Source organism: Limibacterium fermenti, from assembly GCF_041902845.1.
GTDB lineage: Bacteria > Bacteroidota > Bacteroidia > Bacteroidales > Dysgonomonadaceae > Limibacterium > Limibacterium fermenti.
The window spans coordinates 3,234,114-3,250,202 of sequence record NZ_CP159486.1 but is presented as its reverse complement, the minus strand read 5'-3'; the positions used below and the strand labels follow the sequence as shown (position 1 = coordinate 3,250,202).

Sequence of the window (16,089 nt, the reverse complement as noted above, 5' to 3'; positions counted from 1 at the left end):
CATCTATGAATACTTTATTTTCGACACTACTTCGTCCTGCAAAAACTTTCAATGAAATAAAAACCGCAGGTAAATTTCCAACAACGAGCTTGATTATCGTTTTATTTTTGATGTTGCTTAATTTGATTTTAATGGTGCCTATTATGGAGAAAATAACTTCATTGACTTTTTCAACAATGAATATTCCCGAAAATCAAAGGGAAACCATATCACAGGTAGCGTATAAAATGAGATATTTGCAAGCCTTTGGTTCATTTATAATGTATGCTTTAACAATCTTTTTTTACGCTTTACTTTTATATGCCATTGGTGCTTTAGCAAAAGCCAAATTAAAGTATAAAGAAGCGCTAACATTAATTACGCTCAGCACATTTGTTATTGTGCTTGGTGATTTAATTAATACCGGGATTCTTTATATACGTAGCTTAGATGCAATAACAAATCCATATGAAATTGTCTCGACGGGAATTAATATGCTCACCTCTGTTGATCAAGTTGGTCCAACCCTATATACGTTTTTAGGCTATATAAATCCTTTTCAAATAGCATTTATCATACTATTGAGTGTTGGTCTAAAAATGTTTACCGATATTAAATATGCAAAAGCATTTTCTATCGCATTTTTATTGTGGATAATTACAATACTGATTCCTACTATGTCCGTGTATTTTTCTCAACTTACGTTGGCAAAATCAGGGATGTTATAGAACTATATTCACTAAAATTATGCGTAAGACGGAGTTAGTCTTGGATAAAAGTATCATGGCGTTTTTATGCCTCGTATTATGCGTAGACTTGTGGATTTTATCCATATTCTATATTCCTGTGCTGGTATTTATTCTTGGACTAACAGGTTTTACGGTCTTACGTAGCTTTTATGGGAAGTTGTGTATCTCTACTATTACAATTTCAGTAGCACTTCTTTTACTGTTTGAAGTTATCAATTATTTTTTTTCAGATTATAAACCAAATAGCATTTTATTTTTGAGGGAGCTTATTGTTATATTCTGTTTTTTTATAATTCTTGATTTTTTCTTGAAAAATAAGGCGAATAGGAAGTATAAAGTTTATTTAATCGGATTTATTAGTTTGCTCGGAGGGTTACTGGCATTATTCAATATACCCATTTTCTTTTTTAAATATTACGAGGCCAGCATTTACGGATTTAGTGATTTCACACAATTTCGTTTTTTATACAACCCCATGGGGTTTTTATCCAATGAATGGGTTACCATAATATTATGCTTTTTACCTTTCCCTTTTATGGGGCTACTCTTATTGTGGAAAAAGAAATATGTCAGATTAGTTTTTATTTTTATTATTGGAGTATTAATATTTAATATTCTGATTTCATTTTCAAGAGCAGGAATTTTAGCTCTTCTACTTTTTGTTATTTTGCTGAATATTTTTTTCATTTTCTATGAAGTAATTCCCATTAAAAAGATTCTAATAGGAAATGCAATTGCACTATTTTCTCTATCTCTTTTTATTTTCTGTTTTTTCGAAAGTTTTCAATCTTCTTTTAAGCAATCACAGAGTCATCAAAGAAGTGTAGATGGAAGGTTGAGCCAATGGGAGCAAGTGATAAATACAGCTAATGTTAAGCCTTTTTTTGGCATTGGATCAAAAAATTATGCTCTTCTTGGTCGCAATTCTCAAGAATTTAATGTTGAGTATGCGTTTACCGGACGAACGAACAATACATTTCTACAGTTAATTTTAGAGAAAGGATGGATTGGCTTTTCTTTATGGCTAAGTATTATCGGTTTTTTTTGTTTTCACTTAGTTACCGGGATCAAAAAAAGAAAAAATAAATTAAGTATAGCAACTAATAGTATTATTCTTATAGGTGTTATTTCAATTTTATTTAGGGAATTGTTCTTTTCATCCTTATTTTACAACAGTGGATTGTTGTTATTGTTTCTAGTTTTATTGTCTTTCAATTATTCACGTACTTATACTATATTTAAAAAGCCACTAATAATTAGTACAATGGCATTTGTGTTATTGATTGGTGTTTATTTTTACAAACAACCGGAAAATGCCTTGTCCATTGCAAAAAAAGGATTGGAGCATGAAAGAGAATTGAATATTCATTTCAAACAAGACATGACAAGAACACAACAAGATTCACTCGTAAAGGTCCTTCAGTTATTTCAAAGAGCCAATGAATTAAGTCCATCGGACGCTATGTTTCAGCATAATTTAGGGTGGCTTTACTGGTCAATTGAACAAAAAGATTCAGCTTATATATATTTATCTAGGGCTGTAAGAACAGAGCCAAATATTGCTTTATACCATATAAGTAAAGGGTTGATAGAAGAATCTATTGGCAATGAAGCAGAAGCATTTGCAGCTTTCAAAAGAGCAATATTATTATCGCCTGACATTGTAGATTCTCCTTTTTTCAATGATTTAAAAGAACGTAATCCCTTAGCGGCAGAGAAGTTATTGAGAGATATATCCGATGATTTATTACAAAGACTTGCTGTCCGATATAGTTCTATAATTGATGCCAAAAGTGGAAAATTATTATTGTCTATTGGAGAAACGGAACAAGCTTATAAAAAGTTTGTGCATGTAACTCAGTTCCATCCAAATTTAAGCCGACCTTGGTTTTATTTGGGATTGATTGAGCAAAAAAGAAAAAATTACGAAGCGATGAAAAATTACTATAAGAAATGTCTTTTCCTGTCCCCTTTTGACCATCTTCCTCTTTTTGCTTTTGCCACCTATTACAAAAATATTAATGATATTTCAAAGTATGAATCATATCAGAAGGCTGCCGAAAAGGCTTGGGAAAATAAACGTTCGGTACATTCATCGCAGAGCAAACGACAATATTTTTTAGAAACGAATAAAGATGATGTCATTCCCAACGGTTTATTGGACTATATTACCCCATCTTTTAAGTTAAGCTTTTATGATTAAAATTGAAAATTTACATAAAAGCTATTCAACGGCTCTTACTCCTTTGCATGTATTGAAAGGTATAAATTTATCAATTGAGTCAGGAGAAATGATTTCGATTATGGGAGCGTCCGGTTCCGGTAAATCTACCTTGTTGAATATTTTAGGAGTTTTAGACAATTATGATGATGGCTCTTATTTTTTTGACAATGTTTTACTGAAGAACTTAACAGAAAGAGAAGCTGCCATATATCGAAATAAATACATCGGCTTTGTATTCCAATCTTTTAATTTAATAGAATATAAAAATGCGTTAGAGAATGTAGCACTTCCTCTTTATTATCAGAAAATAGGGGAAAAAGAGAGAAACAAAGTGGCTATGTCTTATCTTGAACAATTAGGATTAAAAGAGTGGTGGCACCACAAACCCTCGGAATTGTCCGGTGGACAAAAACAAAGAGTCGCAATAGCCCGGGCATTGATTACTAACCCACGTTTAATTCTTGCGGATGAGCCAACTGGTGCTTTAGACTCCCAGAATTCGCGAGAAATTTTAAATCTTTTGAAAGCTATCAACAGAGAGGAGAAAATTACCATGATTATTGTAACTCATGAGTCGGAAATAGCCAAAGCAACTAACCGGATTATTAATATAAAAGATGGAATAATCTACTCTGCTAAATAGATATCTTCACTATGATGAGAAAATTATTTATACTAATTGCACTGTGTTTTTTATCCTTTTTATCCTATTCTCAAAAAAAGGTATATAGCCTTCATGAATGTATAGAAATAGCACAAAAAAACAATCTTGATATTCGGGAAAAAAGGCTTACACATGAACAGAAAGGAGTTGCTTACCAGCAAGCGCGTGCCAATTTGCTCCCAAACCTCAATGCTTCTGTTGGACAGAATTTTATTTTTGGTCGCTCTATTGGTATAGATAACACTTATCAAAACACAAATTCATTACAGACTAGTTTTGCGCTAAGCAGTAGTTTCACAATTTTCGATGGGTTAAAAATGAAACATGATATTGAAGCACGAAAAGCATATTTAGCAGCTTCAGATGCAGATTTAGATAAAATAAAAGAAGATATTGCAATTAATGTTTCAACTGCATTTCTACTTGTCTTAATGAATAAAGAGCTTGTGCAGATAGCTACCGATCAAATCGAACTGAGTAAATACAATATTAGTAGAAAAAAAGAGTTGGTTAATAGCGGAAAATCTTTGCATGGGGAGGTGCTTGAGCTAGAATCTCAATTAGCAAAAGAAAATTTCAACTTGGTTAATGCGGAAAACAAGTTAAAACTGTCGAAACTTGATTTGATGCAAATAATGGAATTAGAAGACCTGGAAGATTTCGACATTTCCATAGAAACACTTGACTCATTATTTGAAGAGGGTCTTATTTTCTTAAATAACTCGGTATATGAAAACGCATTTAACAATCGTCCGGAAATTCGGAGTATAAAATTTCAAATAGATGCGGCAAAGAATGAATTATTAGCAGCCAAGTCTCAATACTTTCCATCCATCTCTTTAGGTGCACAGATGAATACAGGCTATTATAAAATGAACGGGAGAGATAATATTTCGTTCAACTCACAAATTCAGAACAATCTTAGTAATTCCATTGGAGTAACTCTAAACATTCCTATCTTTAATCGGTTTCAAGTGAGAAATGCGGTAAAAAATATGAATATTATTTTAGAGAAAACAAAATTAAATGAGAGTAAGGCCAAAATCGAACTTCGTAAACATATTGATCAAGCTTTTTATAATGCACTTGCGGCTCAAAGTAGATTGGAGGCTGCTCAAAAATCTGAAACAGCAAATCGTGAAGCGCTTCGATTTGTTCAAGAAAAATATGAAAACGGACGTGCGACTTCCTACGAACTTTTCCAAGCTAAGAATATTTTAATACAGGTTTTGGGTGAAAAGACTCAAGCTAAATATGAATATGCTTTTCGTTTGAAGATATTAAAATTTTTAGTAAAATAAATTATGAAAGCCAAATTAGTAACATTATTGGGCTTTATTACCATTTTAAGTATTTCATTCATTCTTTTTTTAGAGAGTAATACTGAAAAAAAAATAAGAATAATTGAAAACTCTATTAAACAGCAAGATGATTCTTTGCTATCGAATTCTTATCTTTTCATAAAGGAAAATGCTTCTTTTAATAACAAGCTTTTAACAAGAAAGACAGATCTAAATTATACCATAATAGATGATATAAATTTCACACTACAGCAATGCAGAGATAAAATTGTAACCGGATTTTTACCATTTAATGTCTTTTGTGAATATATATTGCCGCCGGTAATCTATCAAGAATCATTTGAAAACTGGAGGTTGAGTTGTATTAAAGAATTCAGTTTTATTAATCCTAACTCCCATGATATCTTTTTTGTTTGTGATACTGTAAATAAATATTTAGGTAAGAATTTTAGTTTTAAAAATCGAGGAAATGAATATAAGGATAAATCTTGGAGTGATTATCAAAAAGGTATATCCGGAAATTGCTTTGATATGACTAAAGTTGTTCTTTATCCTCTCAGATCTTTAGGTTATGCCACAACGGTTGATTATATTTTAGGTTGGGGAAACGCGGATGGAAGTCATGCCTGGAATGTTATCTACGATGTTAATGAAAAGAAAATGGTTCCGTTTATGGGTTTACAAGAATCAACCACATATAATCCGTTTATTTTGTATGATTGCAAAATAGATTCTACAAAAAGTGGTTATAGGTATCCAGCAAAAGTATTTCGCAAAACCTTTTCTATTGATGAAAAATACAAGAAAATTAAACATCACTTTTTGCCTAAAAAGAACATTTTATTTAAAGAACTAAATTTTAAAGATGTTACTTCAGAGTATTTTAATGTAGCTGATGTTATTTTGGAAGTAGATAAAAAATATGACGGTGAAGTTTTATTCTTATGTGTTTATAACAGAAACAAGTGGGTTTCTGTATCAGCCGCTATTTGTGGCAAGAATAGTATAAAATTTGAAAACATGAATAAAGGTTTACTGTATATTTTATCTGACGGAACTAATACTATATCTGAGCCTTTTATACTATCGGAATATTCGGAAATGAAAAAGTTAAACCCATTAATAAATAGTCATATAGAGATTGAAATAAGGTTTCTAAGATCAAGAGAAGAAGAATATGCGCAAGCTTGGGGTGATTTGAATAATTTGCCCAATGATATATTTCAAGGTATTGCGAATGATTATTATAGAGAAAAACCAGTTAATGGCACAAAGTATCAAATATATATTTATAATCAAGGTTGGCAATTTATTTCCGAATCAATTGCTAAAAACGATAGGGTAATATTTTCACGTATTCCCGGTAATTGTCTCTATATTATTAAGTGTCAAGAAAAAACAGTAGGGAGACCTTTCACTTTCAAGAATAATATTTGTAAATGGTGGTAAAATACTAAATTTTAAATGTAAACATAGAAAACTTAATCTTGAATACGTAACAAAATAATAGACTGTCAGATCAAAATCTAAACTTTTACATATTAGTCTTTCTTCTCTTTGATAAGGTGCTTCAAATTATCGTCATTCTCTATGCGGTGTTTCTCCGATTTTACAATATTTTCCACATCCGCCTTTATTTGTCTGTAATTTTTTTCAATATCCTGTTGCATCGTATCGTTCCCGTTTTCATCGGTAAAAGAGACTATTTCGGGGATGTTGCAGTACGCTTTTGTTTCGGCGGCAACACGAGCATTATCCACCACGATTTCGCAATGAAAAATCTTCTGCTCGATACGTTCGTCGAAATTGTCCGAAACCGCACCCACGAACATTCCTTGTGTTAGATTACTGATTTTACTTGCCGGGATAAGGCTGTCCATCTGCGTAGAAATAGAAGTCGATTTATCCTGCCGGTTAATGGTCATTGATTGCCGTTTCTGCAACACTTTTCCGAAACGTTCCGATAGAGTTTTTGCAGTTTCGCCAACAACCTGCCCCGAAAAGATATTGCCTACCGTATTTTGAATAACCTTGCTTTCCTTATCGCCGTAATCGCGTGTCAGTTGCGAATAGTCCTGAAATCCCAAGCAAACAGCCACTTTATTGCTTCGTGCCGTAGCAATCAAATTATCCAATCCACGAAAATAAATGGTTGGCAACTCGTCGATTATTACCGAACTTTTCAACTGCCCTTTCTTGTTTATCAGCTTCACGATACGGCTGTTGTATAATCCCAATGCTGCCGAATAGATGTTTTGCCGGTCGGGATTATTGCCCACGCAAAGAATTTTCGGCTCTTTCGGATTATTAATGTCCAACGAAAAATCATCGCCCGTCATTACCCAATAGAGTGCGGGCGAAATCATTCTCGACAGCGGGATTTTTGCCGATGCAATTTGTCCCTGTAATTGGTCTTGTGCACCGCCTTCCCACGCATCCATAAAAGGCGAAAGGTAATTTTCCAATTCGGGATAGCTTGTGAGAATAGTAAAGGTATCAGCATATTTCTTATTCAGAAACTCGATAGCGTGCGGAAAAGTACAGTATTTGCCGTTTTCATATATTTTCAGATACCAAATAATCGCAGCCAATAAAATTATCGGACTTTCCACGAAGAAATCGCCCTGTTTCTGAATCCACGTTTTATTGAGGTTTAGCATTATTGTGTAAGCGCTTTCATAAGCATCCGAGATATCGGTCATAAATGCCGGATTAATTGGATTACAGCGATGGCTTTTGCGTGGATTATCAAAGTTTATTACATAAAATTTTGGCGGAACTTTGTACTTGTCGATATGCTTTAGCAAGTGGTTGTAGGCGATGGTGGAAAGGTCGTCGAACTTGAAGTCGTAAATGTACATGGAAAAACCTTTCTCTATTTGTTGTTTGATGTAGTTGTTAACCACGGCGTATGATTTTCCGGAACCAGGCGTACCTAAAACAATGCTCGCCCGAAACGGATTGACCACATTTATCCAGCCGTTGTTCCACTTTTTTTTATAGTAAAATCGTGTAGGCAAATTCACAGAATACTCGTTTTCCATCAGACGGGTTTCCTGCATAAAACTCTCGTTTTCGGTATTAAACACATCGTCCATCAGGTTGTTTTTCAAAAGGCGACTAATCCAAAGTCCTGCCATCAAGAGGCAAATATAACCTGCCGAAATTGTAAAAATATACCATACCGCAATGCCTGTTTTGGCAATCGGCAACGCCAATATCCAAAAGTCCAGAAAATACAGTGCGATGCCGAAACCCAACACAATCCAAATCTTCGTCCACGTGATTTTTTCATCTTTCATCCCTTTTGTTCCCAAGCAGGATAATGCCAGAAACAGCACCGAAAAGAATTTCGTAATCAGCGGATGTTTGTACAGTCCTGCTGTTCGATGAAAATTCATCAAAATTCTGTCTAACACGGCAATCGTTGCGTGCCATTCCCGAAACGCCTCATAACAGTACCAATAACAGTGGATAACCACAAATAAAATACTTACGGCCCGCATAAATTCCATTGTTTTGGCGAGTCCCCTTAAATCGTCTTCTTGTTGCATAATATGCCCCCCAGCCCCCTAAAGGGGGAGTTTTGGTTAGTAAAATTGATTATAGTTTTGGTTTCTTAATTGTTCTTCTCTTTTTTCGCATTTTACGTTTGAAAAGTTCATCTTCGTAATCGTCGCCGTGCATTTCGAGTAAAGAAACACCCGGAAAAACATCGTTTGTTTCCGGTGCTTTTTCCAAATCGGCAAACGGATTATATTCTTTTTCTTTGGATTGGATTTGAGTATCCGATTTTTGGGAAACTTCCGGCTTAATGCCGTTTGCAAACCACTCGTGAAACACGTTTGCCGAAAACTCTTTTCCCAAACGAGAACCGTTGAGAACAGTTTTACTTTGATGGTCGATAAACGTTACGCCGTAAATACGTCCTTGCTCATTCTCGCGGAACACCACTGAAATCCCCTTTTTAAGCAGATTTTTCTCGAAGTTTTTTCGTTTTTTTGAGTCAGAAATAGTTTTCAAAATATTCACTCGAAGTCGGTTTTTGGTTGCTTTATCCATTTTCCAAGTCTGTTTCTCTTTGTCCATTCTCTTATACAAAGCATCGCAACCGACCGATTTGCCAAAAAGCGACGATTTAAAGGGATTACCAACCTTTTCGCCCTTCTTGTTCAATACCGAATAAACCAATCCATTATAAGGTTTTCCTTTGTGTTCGCCTTTCACTTCTTCCGCTGTCAGATTAAATAATGATAACAGTGCCCGATACTCGCTAAAACTTTGAAAACGGTATGATTTTGCCAACTCACGAACCGCATTGGCAACTTGCCGTTTTACATCACCTTTCGAGTAATCCACTTTTTGAAGCGGAAGTACATTTTGCCGTTCCTGTTTATCGGCAGGAGTTAAGTTAAATTCCTGTTCCAACTTCCGGCAGATATCCATCGACCGCCGTTTCTCATAGGCATCGGAAATGCAACTTCCGTCGGCTTTCACCCTCACCGAAACAATGTGAATATGTGTCCGGTCAATATCGGTATGTTTGAAAACGATGTACGGTTGTTCGCCAAAACCGAGTTCGTCCATATACTGTTGAGCCATCTTGATAAAATTTTCGTCAGTTACTTTATCGGTTGGGTTTGGGTTTAACGAAATGTGAATTACCGGCTTTTCAGTACGTCTGTTGGCTGACAGATAAGGCTTGAAGGAGTGCAAAATGTCCGGCATTTGATATGTTCCGTCTGCCTGTTCTATGATATTTTGAGCGAAAAGCACCTTGCCGTTTTCATCATCCACCTTCAATTTATTGTACGAAATTGCCCCGAAAAGCGATGTTCCGTGTCCGATTTTCGCCACCATTATACACCGTATTTCTGTTTAAACTCGTTTGCCAGTGCCACGATTTTCTGCGACAGTTCCACCAATTTTATCGTCTCTTTTTCCAATTTGTAGAGAAAAGCCAATGCCTTTTTCTCTGTAAAATTTGTTTTTAACGCCTTAACAATCTGGTTGTAATTGACACCTATTGCTCGGAATTGCGAATGAAAAGTGGTCAGTCGCATATAAAAATCCTGTCCAGCTTTATCTATTTTCACCGTTTTAATTTTACGATTAAAGAGTACTGCGAGAATATATTCCGCCTTGGTCTGTAATCCCGACTCATCAAAAAGAGTCAAAAAACGAGCATTTTCATCGTCCGTCAGACGTACCACATAGCGATTATTTCGCTTTGAGAGTTTGGGTTTTCTGCCACCCGAATATTTTTTAGTTGTCATAATCAGTTCATTCTATAAAATCAGTCCGTTTCAAAAAAATCCCGACTTCGGAGAGGATTTTAAAGTTGGTTTTCAGGCACGGCGAAAGTTTCGAGTGCCTGAAAACACAACTTGCTCTATTCCGGCGAATAGAAAATCCCGACCGTGTCGGGATTAAAACCAGTCGATTGAAAAGAATGGGCAGATGATTTATCCGAAAAGGCACGTCAGCCTGCATCTGTTTCAATACAGTGCAAAATTAAGGGGAAAAATAGTCGTGAAAGCTCGTAGTAAAAACGCCAAATACTGCCAAACGACGCCACGAAACGCCAAAACCGACAAGCGCGTGAAGATTCTGTTTTTATTTGCAGAAAAAAAGAAAGTATGAAATTTCCGGCATTATAAATCAATGGAAGTTGAACTTTAAAAGTTGCCCTTTTAATTAATTCACAATTTCCAATAAGAATTATGAATGCAATATTGCTTGAATGCCATTTCATGCAAGCATTCAAAAAAAAGGGCATAAAAATGAGCAAACTAAAAATTTAAATCATTGATAATCAAGTTATAATAATTGGATTATTTAAAAAGAAAGACAGCATTATAGAACAATTTCTCTTTTAATAATTAGCGAAAAAGCAAATCAAAACATTAAATTTTTTCAAAAATGTGATTCAATACAACAAGAGAATTAAAACAGAATTATTCATTAAAAAAAGCATTGGAAAATGAAAAAAGAAACATTATTTATTGCCTTCACAACACAGAAGGGAGGAGTAGGAAAAAGTGCGATGACTACGATTACAGCAAGCATCCTGCATTACCGGATGGGGTACAACGTGGCTGTATTTGACTGCGATTATCCACAATGGAGTATTGTCAAAATGCGCGACAGGGACACCAAAACCGTGATTGAAAGCGAACGTTTCAAGCTGTTGGCTTACGAGCAATTTACCTCCATCAACAAAAAGGCATACCCTGTTATTTCGTGCAAACCCGATGAGGTAATCCAAAAGGCAGAAGTATTTTTAAAAGAGACACCGATTGATTTCGATTTCGTGTTTTTCGATTTACCGGGGACTATTAACTCGGCAGGAGTAATCAATTCCATTTCGCGTATGCACTACATTTTTTCGCCCATCATTGCCGACCGCTTGGTGTTGGAAAGCACACTTGCTTTTATGAACGTGCTGAACGGCGTGTTGGTAAAAGGCGGGGATACCGGCATCAAAGGGATTCATCTGTTTTGGAATATGGTGGACGGCAGGGAGAAATCGGAACTTTATGCTCATTATGACCATATAATCAAAGAATTGGATTTATCACTGATGAAGACCTACCTTCCCGACAGCAAGCGGTTCCGGAAAGAGATGTCCGCCCAAATGGAAAATCGACAGATTTCACGCTCTACACTTTTTCCGATTGACAGGCGACTTTCCAAGTTCGCCCGGATCGAGGAGTTTATCACGGAATTTTTACAAATCGTTCAACACTGATTTTTATGGAAGAAAACAGAAAACCACCCATTAACGAAGAATATATCATGTCCATAGTTTCCGAAACACGTTCCGGACACGATAAGTTAGCTCCTGCCGTAAACGAGCAGATACGTCAAGTTTCAGAAAAGAAGATGGCAGATAATCAGACACAGGAACGTGATAACGATTTACAAACAGAAAAACAGGAGATTCGGGAAAACAAGAAACGTAAAAATCGACAAAACCTGATAGATTATGAAAGTCGTTTTATAAAAAAAGCCGATTTAACCGTCCGTTCGGGCAAAGGTGTATATATCCGTGCCGATTACCACAACAGCATCAATCGCATAATCAGCGTGATAGGAAATAATGAAATATCCATTACCGATTACTTGGATAACATTTTGACGCATCACTTTGAGATGTTTGAGCAGGAGATAACAGATGTATTCGACAAAAACTATAAGCCATTAATCAATAAAAACAGATAACCATGAATCCTTTTTTTATATCCACCTTGTGGCAGTTCCTGCTTGTTATTGTCGGAACAGCCGCTTTTTCGCTTACCGTCCTGCTTATCGGTCTCTACATCCAGACAAGCAGAAAAGATAAGCGAGAAAGTTACGGACGCAGTATGAAACAGACATCTCAAAAACAGTTGAAAATACCCGATATTATGGGTACAGCCCGGCAGCCGGAACGCCAATCACAGCCAATTGAAGCCACCGAGTGCCAAACTGAAAATCGTGAAGATAAACCGGCTACTTTTGCCCGTGAAATTCCGAGCGAGGAACTCGACCAAGTTTTCGGGACGGAACAAACCGATGAAACCGACACACGGGAAGACCCCGACCCGGACGAAGACGAAGTAGATTGGCAAGAGGAAGAAACCGAATTGCAGGCGCACCGCACGACAGCCGATAATGAGAATGATTTTGCCACGGGAGTCTCTTTCGATGAGTTGCAACAGATAACTCGCCTGATACAGAAAGATGCGTTGCAACCCGATGAGCAAAAATCCGTAGCCACGGCTGCCATCAAACTTGCCCATACCGATTTATGGGAAAAAATAATGAATGCGTTGCCCGACGCAAACCGAAAGATTGCCAAGATGCTTGATGCTTCGCCACAAAAAGTACAAACAGCCGAAGATTGGCGAAGTTTCGACATCCGGAATTTCATTTGATTACAGTAAACGAGTTTACAAATAAACAGGTAAACAACATTTACAAAACCACTAAATCCAATTTTATAAACCCGACTTCTGTTGTTCCTCATCCAAGAACGACAGAAGTCATTAAACAAATGTTTGTATGGCAAAGAAAAAAATCCTCTCAACGGCAATCGTTCTGATTGCTGCTTTTAATGCCTTTGCACAAGGAAACGGTGCTGCCGGAATCACCAAAGCTACCGATATGGTAACCGGCTATTTCGATCCCGCCACCAAACTCATCTACGCCATCGGCGCCGTTGTGGGACTTATCGGCGGAGTAAAAGTTTACGGAAAGTTCAGTTCCGGCGATCCTGACACGTCCAAAACCGCGGCTTCGTGGTTTGGTGCGTGTGTGTTCCTGATTGTGGCAGCCACTATTCTACGTTCCTTCTTCTTGTAAAAATGGCGGAATACGAAATCAATAAAGGCGTGGGCCGCAGCGTCGAGTTTAAAGGCTTGAAAGCCCAATACCTTTTCATTTTCGCAGGCGGACTGTTGGCGATGTTTATCCTGGTGGCAGTGCTGTACATGGCAGGTGTAAACCAATTTTTATGTCTTGTACTCGGTATTGCCGGTGCAACGATTATCGTGTGGAAAACCTTTTCGATGAATAAAAAGTACGGGCAGCACGGCTTGATGAAAATTTCAGCCCGAAAGAACCACCCCCGCTATCTAATCAACCGAAAACGTATGCGTTCACTCTTAAAAAGAAGAAAAGGAGCATGAGAAACATCAGTAAAATGACAACCTTGGAAAATAAGTTTCCGTTGCTTGCCGTTGAAAATGGCTGTATCGTGAGTAAGGATGCCGACATTACCGTGGCGTTCAGGGTAGAACTGCCCGAACTTTTTACCGTAACCGCGGGCGAATACGAAACCATTCATTCGGCATGGAATAAGGCGGTGCGGGTGCTGCCCAACTTCACGGTGGTTCATAAGCAGGATTGGTTTTTAAAAGAGAACTATCAGTCTGACATTCAAAAAGATGAATTGAGTTTTCTCAGCCGAAGCTTTGAACGGCACTTCAACGAACGTCCCTATCTCAACCACGAGTGCTATCTGTTTTTGACCAAAACCACCAGACAGCGAATGGCGATGCAGAGCAATTTTTCTACTCTTTGCAGAGGGAATATCCTGCCCAAAGAGATAAAGGACAAGGAGACCGTTCTTCGTTTTCTGGAAAGTGTGAGTCAGTTTGAACGTATAATAAACGACAGCGGTTTTATTTCGCTTGTCCGTCTTTCGGAAGATGAAATCTGCGAAAAAGGAGGTCTGTTGGAGCAGTACTTTTCATTGAAAGGAAAAGAGCACGCACCGCTTGAAGACATCTCGTTAGGTGCGGAAGAAGTGAAAATCGGCGACAATATCCTATGCCTGCACACGCTTTCAGAGAGCGATGATCTGCCGGCTGCAGTCAGTCCCGACAGCCGGTATGAAAAATTATCGACCGACCGCTCGGATTGCCGATTGTCTTTTGCCGCGCCTGTGGGCTTGCTGCTTGCCTGCAACCACATTTACAACCAGCTGCTTTTTATCGAAGACAGCGATGAGAACCTGCGTAAGTTCGAGAAAAGCGCAAGGAATATGCACTCGCTCGGACGTTATTCGCGAAGTAATCAAATCAACGAGCAGTGGATTCAGGAATATCTGAACATAGCCCATTCTCAAGGCTTGACTTCCATCAGGGCACACTTTAACGTAATAGCGTGGAGCGACAACCGCGATGAACTCAAACATATCAAAAACGATGTGGGCAGTCAGTTGGCTTTAATGGGCTGCACACCCAGACACAACACCGTAGATACGGCAACGCTCTATTGGGCGTGTATGCCCGGCAATGCCGCCGACTTTCCGTCGGAAGAAAGTTTTTACACTTTCATTGAGCCGGCTCTGTGCTTTTTCAGTCAGGAAACCAACTACAAAAGTTCTACATCGCCGTTCGGCATTAAAATGGCGGATAGGCTGACCGGAAAACCCCTGCATGTGGATATTTCCGATCTGCCGATGAAAAGAGGCATTATCACCAACCGAAATAAATTTGTGCTGGGGCCCAGCGGAAGCGGAAAATCGTTCTTTATGAACCATCTTGTCAGACAGTATTACGAACAGGGAACGCATGTGTTGTTGGTGGATACGGGAAACTCGTATCAAGGTTTGTGCAGCCTGATACATCAAAAGACCAAAGGCGAAGACGGAATTTACTTTACCTACACGGAAGAGAATCCTATTTCTTTCAACCCGTTTTTCACGGATGATTATGTGTTCGATGTTGAGAAAAAAGACAGTATCAAAACTCTGCTTTTAACGCTTTGGAAAAGTGAAGAAGAGAAAATATCGAAAACCGAAAGCGGAGAACTCGGCAGTGCGGTAACGGCCTACATCCATAAAATTCAGTCCGACCGGAGTATCACGCCCAACTTCAACACTTTTTACGAGTTTATGCGTGATGTGTATCGTCCCGAATTGGAAAACAGGGAAATCAAGGTAGAAAAGGATGATTTTAATATCGATAATTTTCTGACCACACTCAGACAATATTACAGCGGTGGACGCTTTGATTTTCTGCTTAATTCCGACAAAAACATCGACCTTTTAAACAAACGCTTTATCGTGTTCGAGATAGATGCCATCAAGGAAAATCGCGAGCTTTTCCCTGTTGTCACGATTATCATCATGGAAGCCTTTATCAATAAAATGAGGCGATTGAAAGGAGTTCGTAAACAACTGATAGTGGAAGAGGCATGGAAAGCCGTTGCATCGGCAAATATGGCTGATTATTTGAAATACATGTACAAAACGGTGCGCAAGTATTTCGGCGAAGCCATCGTGGTAACGCAGGAAGTGGACGACATCATTTCCAGCCCGATAGTCAAAGAGAGCATCATCAACAATTCAGACTGCAAGATATTATTGGACCAACGCAAGTATATGAACAAATTCGATCAGATACAGGCACTGCTCGGACTAACGGAAAAGGAGAAAGCGCAAATACTTTCCATTAACCAGAACAATGCTCCGAACCGTAAATACAAAGAGGTCTGGATAGGGCTGGGCGGAACGCAATCCGCAGTTTACGCCACCGAAGTATCTCGTGAAGAGTACCTTTGCTACACCACCGAAGAAACCGAAAAATTGGAAGTGATGAACAAAGCGGAATCGTTGGACGGAGATATGGAGAGGGCGATAAAACTCTTGGTAAACAAGTAAGCAAGAATTTTAAACCAAAT

15 protein-coding genes are annotated in these 16,089 nt (G+C 37.8%); 12 read left to right on the top strand and 3 right to left on the bottom strand.

Annotation, left to right across the window (positions count from 1 at the left end; translation table 11 throughout):
- The first annotated feature begins 5 nt into the window (after positions 1-5).
- From ABNK31_RS14115 to ABNK31_RS14095, 5 genes are read left to right on the top strand one after another with little or no spacing between them, the layout of a single operon-like run.
- Positions 6-707: a YIP1 family protein gene (locus tag ABNK31_RS14115; protein ID WP_418893116.1), complete on the top strand. Its 702-nt coding sequence runs from the start codon at positions 6-8 to the stop codon at positions 705-707.
- A 19-nt stretch (positions 708-726) separates the two neighbouring features.
- Positions 727-2,931, top strand: coding sequence for an O-antigen ligase family protein (locus ABNK31_RS14110; protein WP_418893115.1), 2,205 nt, complete (start codon positions 727-729; stop codon positions 2,929-2,931).
- On the top strand, positions 2,924-3,595 hold the full coding sequence (locus ABNK31_RS14105; RefSeq protein WP_418893114.1) for an ABC transporter ATP-binding protein: 672 nt from the start codon (positions 2,924-2,926) through the stop codon (positions 3,593-3,595). The genes ABNK31_RS14110 and ABNK31_RS14105 overlap by 8 nt, the downstream gene beginning before the upstream one ends.
- 11 nt (positions 3,596-3,606) lie before the next feature.
- Complete coding sequence (locus tag ABNK31_RS14100; protein ID WP_418893113.1) at positions 3,607-4,917, top strand: TolC family protein; 1,311 nt, start codon at positions 3,607-3,609, stop codon at positions 4,915-4,917.
- A 3-nt stretch (positions 4,918-4,920) separates the two neighbouring features.
- Positions 4,921-6,366, top strand: coding sequence for a hypothetical protein (locus ABNK31_RS14095; RefSeq protein WP_418893112.1), 1,446 nt, complete (start codon positions 4,921-4,923; stop codon positions 6,364-6,366).
- Positions 6,367-6,458: 92 nt separating this feature from the next.
- On the opposite strand, the gene mobC is transcribed toward ABNK31_RS14095, so the two are convergent.
- The 3 genes from mobC to mobA are packed head-to-tail and all read right to left on the bottom strand — an operon-like array spanning position 6,459 to position 10,193.
- Positions 6,459-8,471: a conjugal transfer protein MobC gene (mobC, locus tag ABNK31_RS14090; RefSeq protein WP_418893111.1), complete on the bottom strand. Its 2,013-nt coding sequence runs from the start codon at positions 8,469-8,471 to the stop codon at positions 6,459-6,461.
- Positions 8,472-8,520: 49 nt separating this feature from the next.
- Complete coding sequence (gene mobB, locus ABNK31_RS14085; RefSeq protein ID WP_238867492.1) at positions 8,521-9,777, bottom strand: conjugal transfer protein MobB; 1,257 nt, start codon at positions 9,775-9,777, stop codon at positions 8,521-8,523.
- On the bottom strand, positions 9,777-10,193 hold the full coding sequence (gene mobA / locus ABNK31_RS14080; protein WP_238867493.1) for a conjugal transfer protein MobA: 417 nt from the start codon (positions 10,191-10,193) through the stop codon (positions 9,777-9,779). The genes mobB and mobA overlap by 1 nt, the downstream gene beginning before the upstream one ends.
- Positions 10,194-10,377: 184 nt before the next feature.
- Between mobA and ABNK31_RS14075 the strand changes: the two genes are divergently transcribed.
- From ABNK31_RS14075 to ABNK31_RS14045, 7 genes are all read left to right on the top strand, one after another.
- A complete protein-coding gene (locus ABNK31_RS14075; RefSeq protein ID WP_418893110.1) occupies positions 10,378-10,560 on the top strand; it encodes a hypothetical protein in 183 nt (60 codons plus the stop codon).
- Between the two features lie 340 nt (positions 10,561-10,900).
- Entirely contained in the window at positions 10,901-11,668 is a 768-nt protein-coding gene (locus ABNK31_RS14070; protein WP_238867494.1) for a ParA family protein, read from the top strand.
- Between the two features lie 5 nt (positions 11,669-11,673).
- Positions 11,674-12,141: a DUF3408 domain-containing protein gene (locus ABNK31_RS14065; RefSeq protein WP_238867495.1), complete on the top strand. Its 468-nt coding sequence runs from the start codon at positions 11,674-11,676 to the stop codon at positions 12,139-12,141.
- Between the two features lie 2 nt (positions 12,142-12,143).
- Entirely contained in the window at positions 12,144-12,836 is a 693-nt protein-coding gene (locus tag ABNK31_RS14060) for a hypothetical protein (RefSeq protein ID WP_238867496.1), read from the top strand.
- Between the two features lie 127 nt (positions 12,837-12,963).
- The gene (locus ABNK31_RS14055) at positions 12,964-13,263 is read left to right on the top strand and encodes a DUF4134 domain-containing protein (RefSeq protein WP_238867497.1); all 300 of its coding nucleotides are present in this window, start codon (positions 12,964-12,966) and stop codon (positions 13,261-13,263) included.
- A gap of 2 nt (positions 13,264-13,265) precedes the next feature.
- Entirely contained in the window at positions 13,266-13,589 is a 324-nt protein-coding gene (locus ABNK31_RS14050) for a DUF4133 domain-containing protein (protein ID WP_238867498.1), read from the top strand.
- Positions 13,586-16,069 carry a TraG family conjugative transposon ATPase gene (locus tag ABNK31_RS14045; protein ID WP_238867499.1) on the top strand — a complete coding sequence of 828 codons (2,484 nt, stop codon included), beginning with the start codon at positions 13,586-13,588 and terminating at the stop codon, positions 16,067-16,069. Before ABNK31_RS14050 ends, ABNK31_RS14045 begins: the two co-directional genes overlap by 4 nt.
- Positions 16,070-16,089 lie beyond the last annotated feature (20 nt).

What these genes read in the sequence shown, in the direction of transcription:
- mobA (WP_238867493.1), bottom strand. Translation starts at nt 10,193, where the DNA reads ATGACAACTAAAAAATATTCGGGTGGCAGAAAACCCAAACTCTCAAAG.
- ABNK31_RS14075 (WP_418893110.1), top strand. Translation starts at nt 10,378, where the DNA reads ATGATTTATCCGAAAAGGCACGTCAGCCTGCATCTGTTTCAATACAGT.
- ABNK31_RS14055 (WP_238867497.1), top strand. Translation starts at nt 12,964, where the DNA reads ATGGCAAAGAAAAAAATCCTCTCAACGGCAATCGTTCTGATTGCTGCT.
- ABNK31_RS14095 (WP_418893112.1), top strand. Translation starts at nt 4,921, where the DNA reads ATGAAAGCCAAATTAGTAACATTATTGGGCTTTATTACCATTTTAAGT.
- ABNK31_RS14050 (WP_238867498.1), top strand. Translation starts at nt 13,266, where the DNA reads ATGGCGGAATACGAAATCAATAAAGGCGTGGGCCGCAGCGTCGAGTTT.
- ABNK31_RS14070 (WP_238867494.1), top strand. Translation starts at nt 10,901, where the DNA reads ATGAAAAAAGAAACATTATTTATTGCCTTCACAACACAGAAGGGAGGA.
- ABNK31_RS14105 (WP_418893114.1), top strand. Translation starts at nt 2,924, where the DNA reads ATGATTAAAATTGAAAATTTACATAAAAGCTATTCAACGGCTCTTACT.
- ABNK31_RS14045 (WP_238867499.1), top strand. Translation starts at nt 13,586, where the DNA reads ATGAGAAACATCAGTAAAATGACAACCTTGGAAAATAAGTTTCCGTTG.
- ABNK31_RS14110 (WP_418893115.1), top strand. Translation starts at nt 727, where the DNA reads ATGCGTAAGACGGAGTTAGTCTTGGATAAAAGTATCATGGCGTTTTTA.
- mobC (WP_418893111.1), bottom strand. Translation starts at nt 8,471, where the DNA reads ATGCAACAAGAAGACGATTTAAGGGGACTCGCCAAAACAATGGAATTT.
- ABNK31_RS14100 (WP_418893113.1), top strand. Translation starts at nt 3,607, where the DNA reads ATGATGAGAAAATTATTTATACTAATTGCACTGTGTTTTTTATCCTTT.
- ABNK31_RS14065 (WP_238867495.1), top strand. Translation starts at nt 11,674, where the DNA reads ATGGAAGAAAACAGAAAACCACCCATTAACGAAGAATATATCATGTCC.
- mobB (WP_238867492.1), bottom strand. Translation starts at nt 9,777, where the DNA reads ATGGTGGCGAAAATCGGACACGGAACATCGCTTTTCGGGGCAATTTCG.
- ABNK31_RS14115 (WP_418893116.1), top strand. Translation starts at nt 6, where the DNA reads ATGAATACTTTATTTTCGACACTACTTCGTCCTGCAAAAACTTTCAAT.
- ABNK31_RS14060 (WP_238867496.1), top strand. Translation starts at nt 12,144, where the DNA reads ATGAATCCTTTTTTTATATCCACCTTGTGGCAGTTCCTGCTTGTTATT.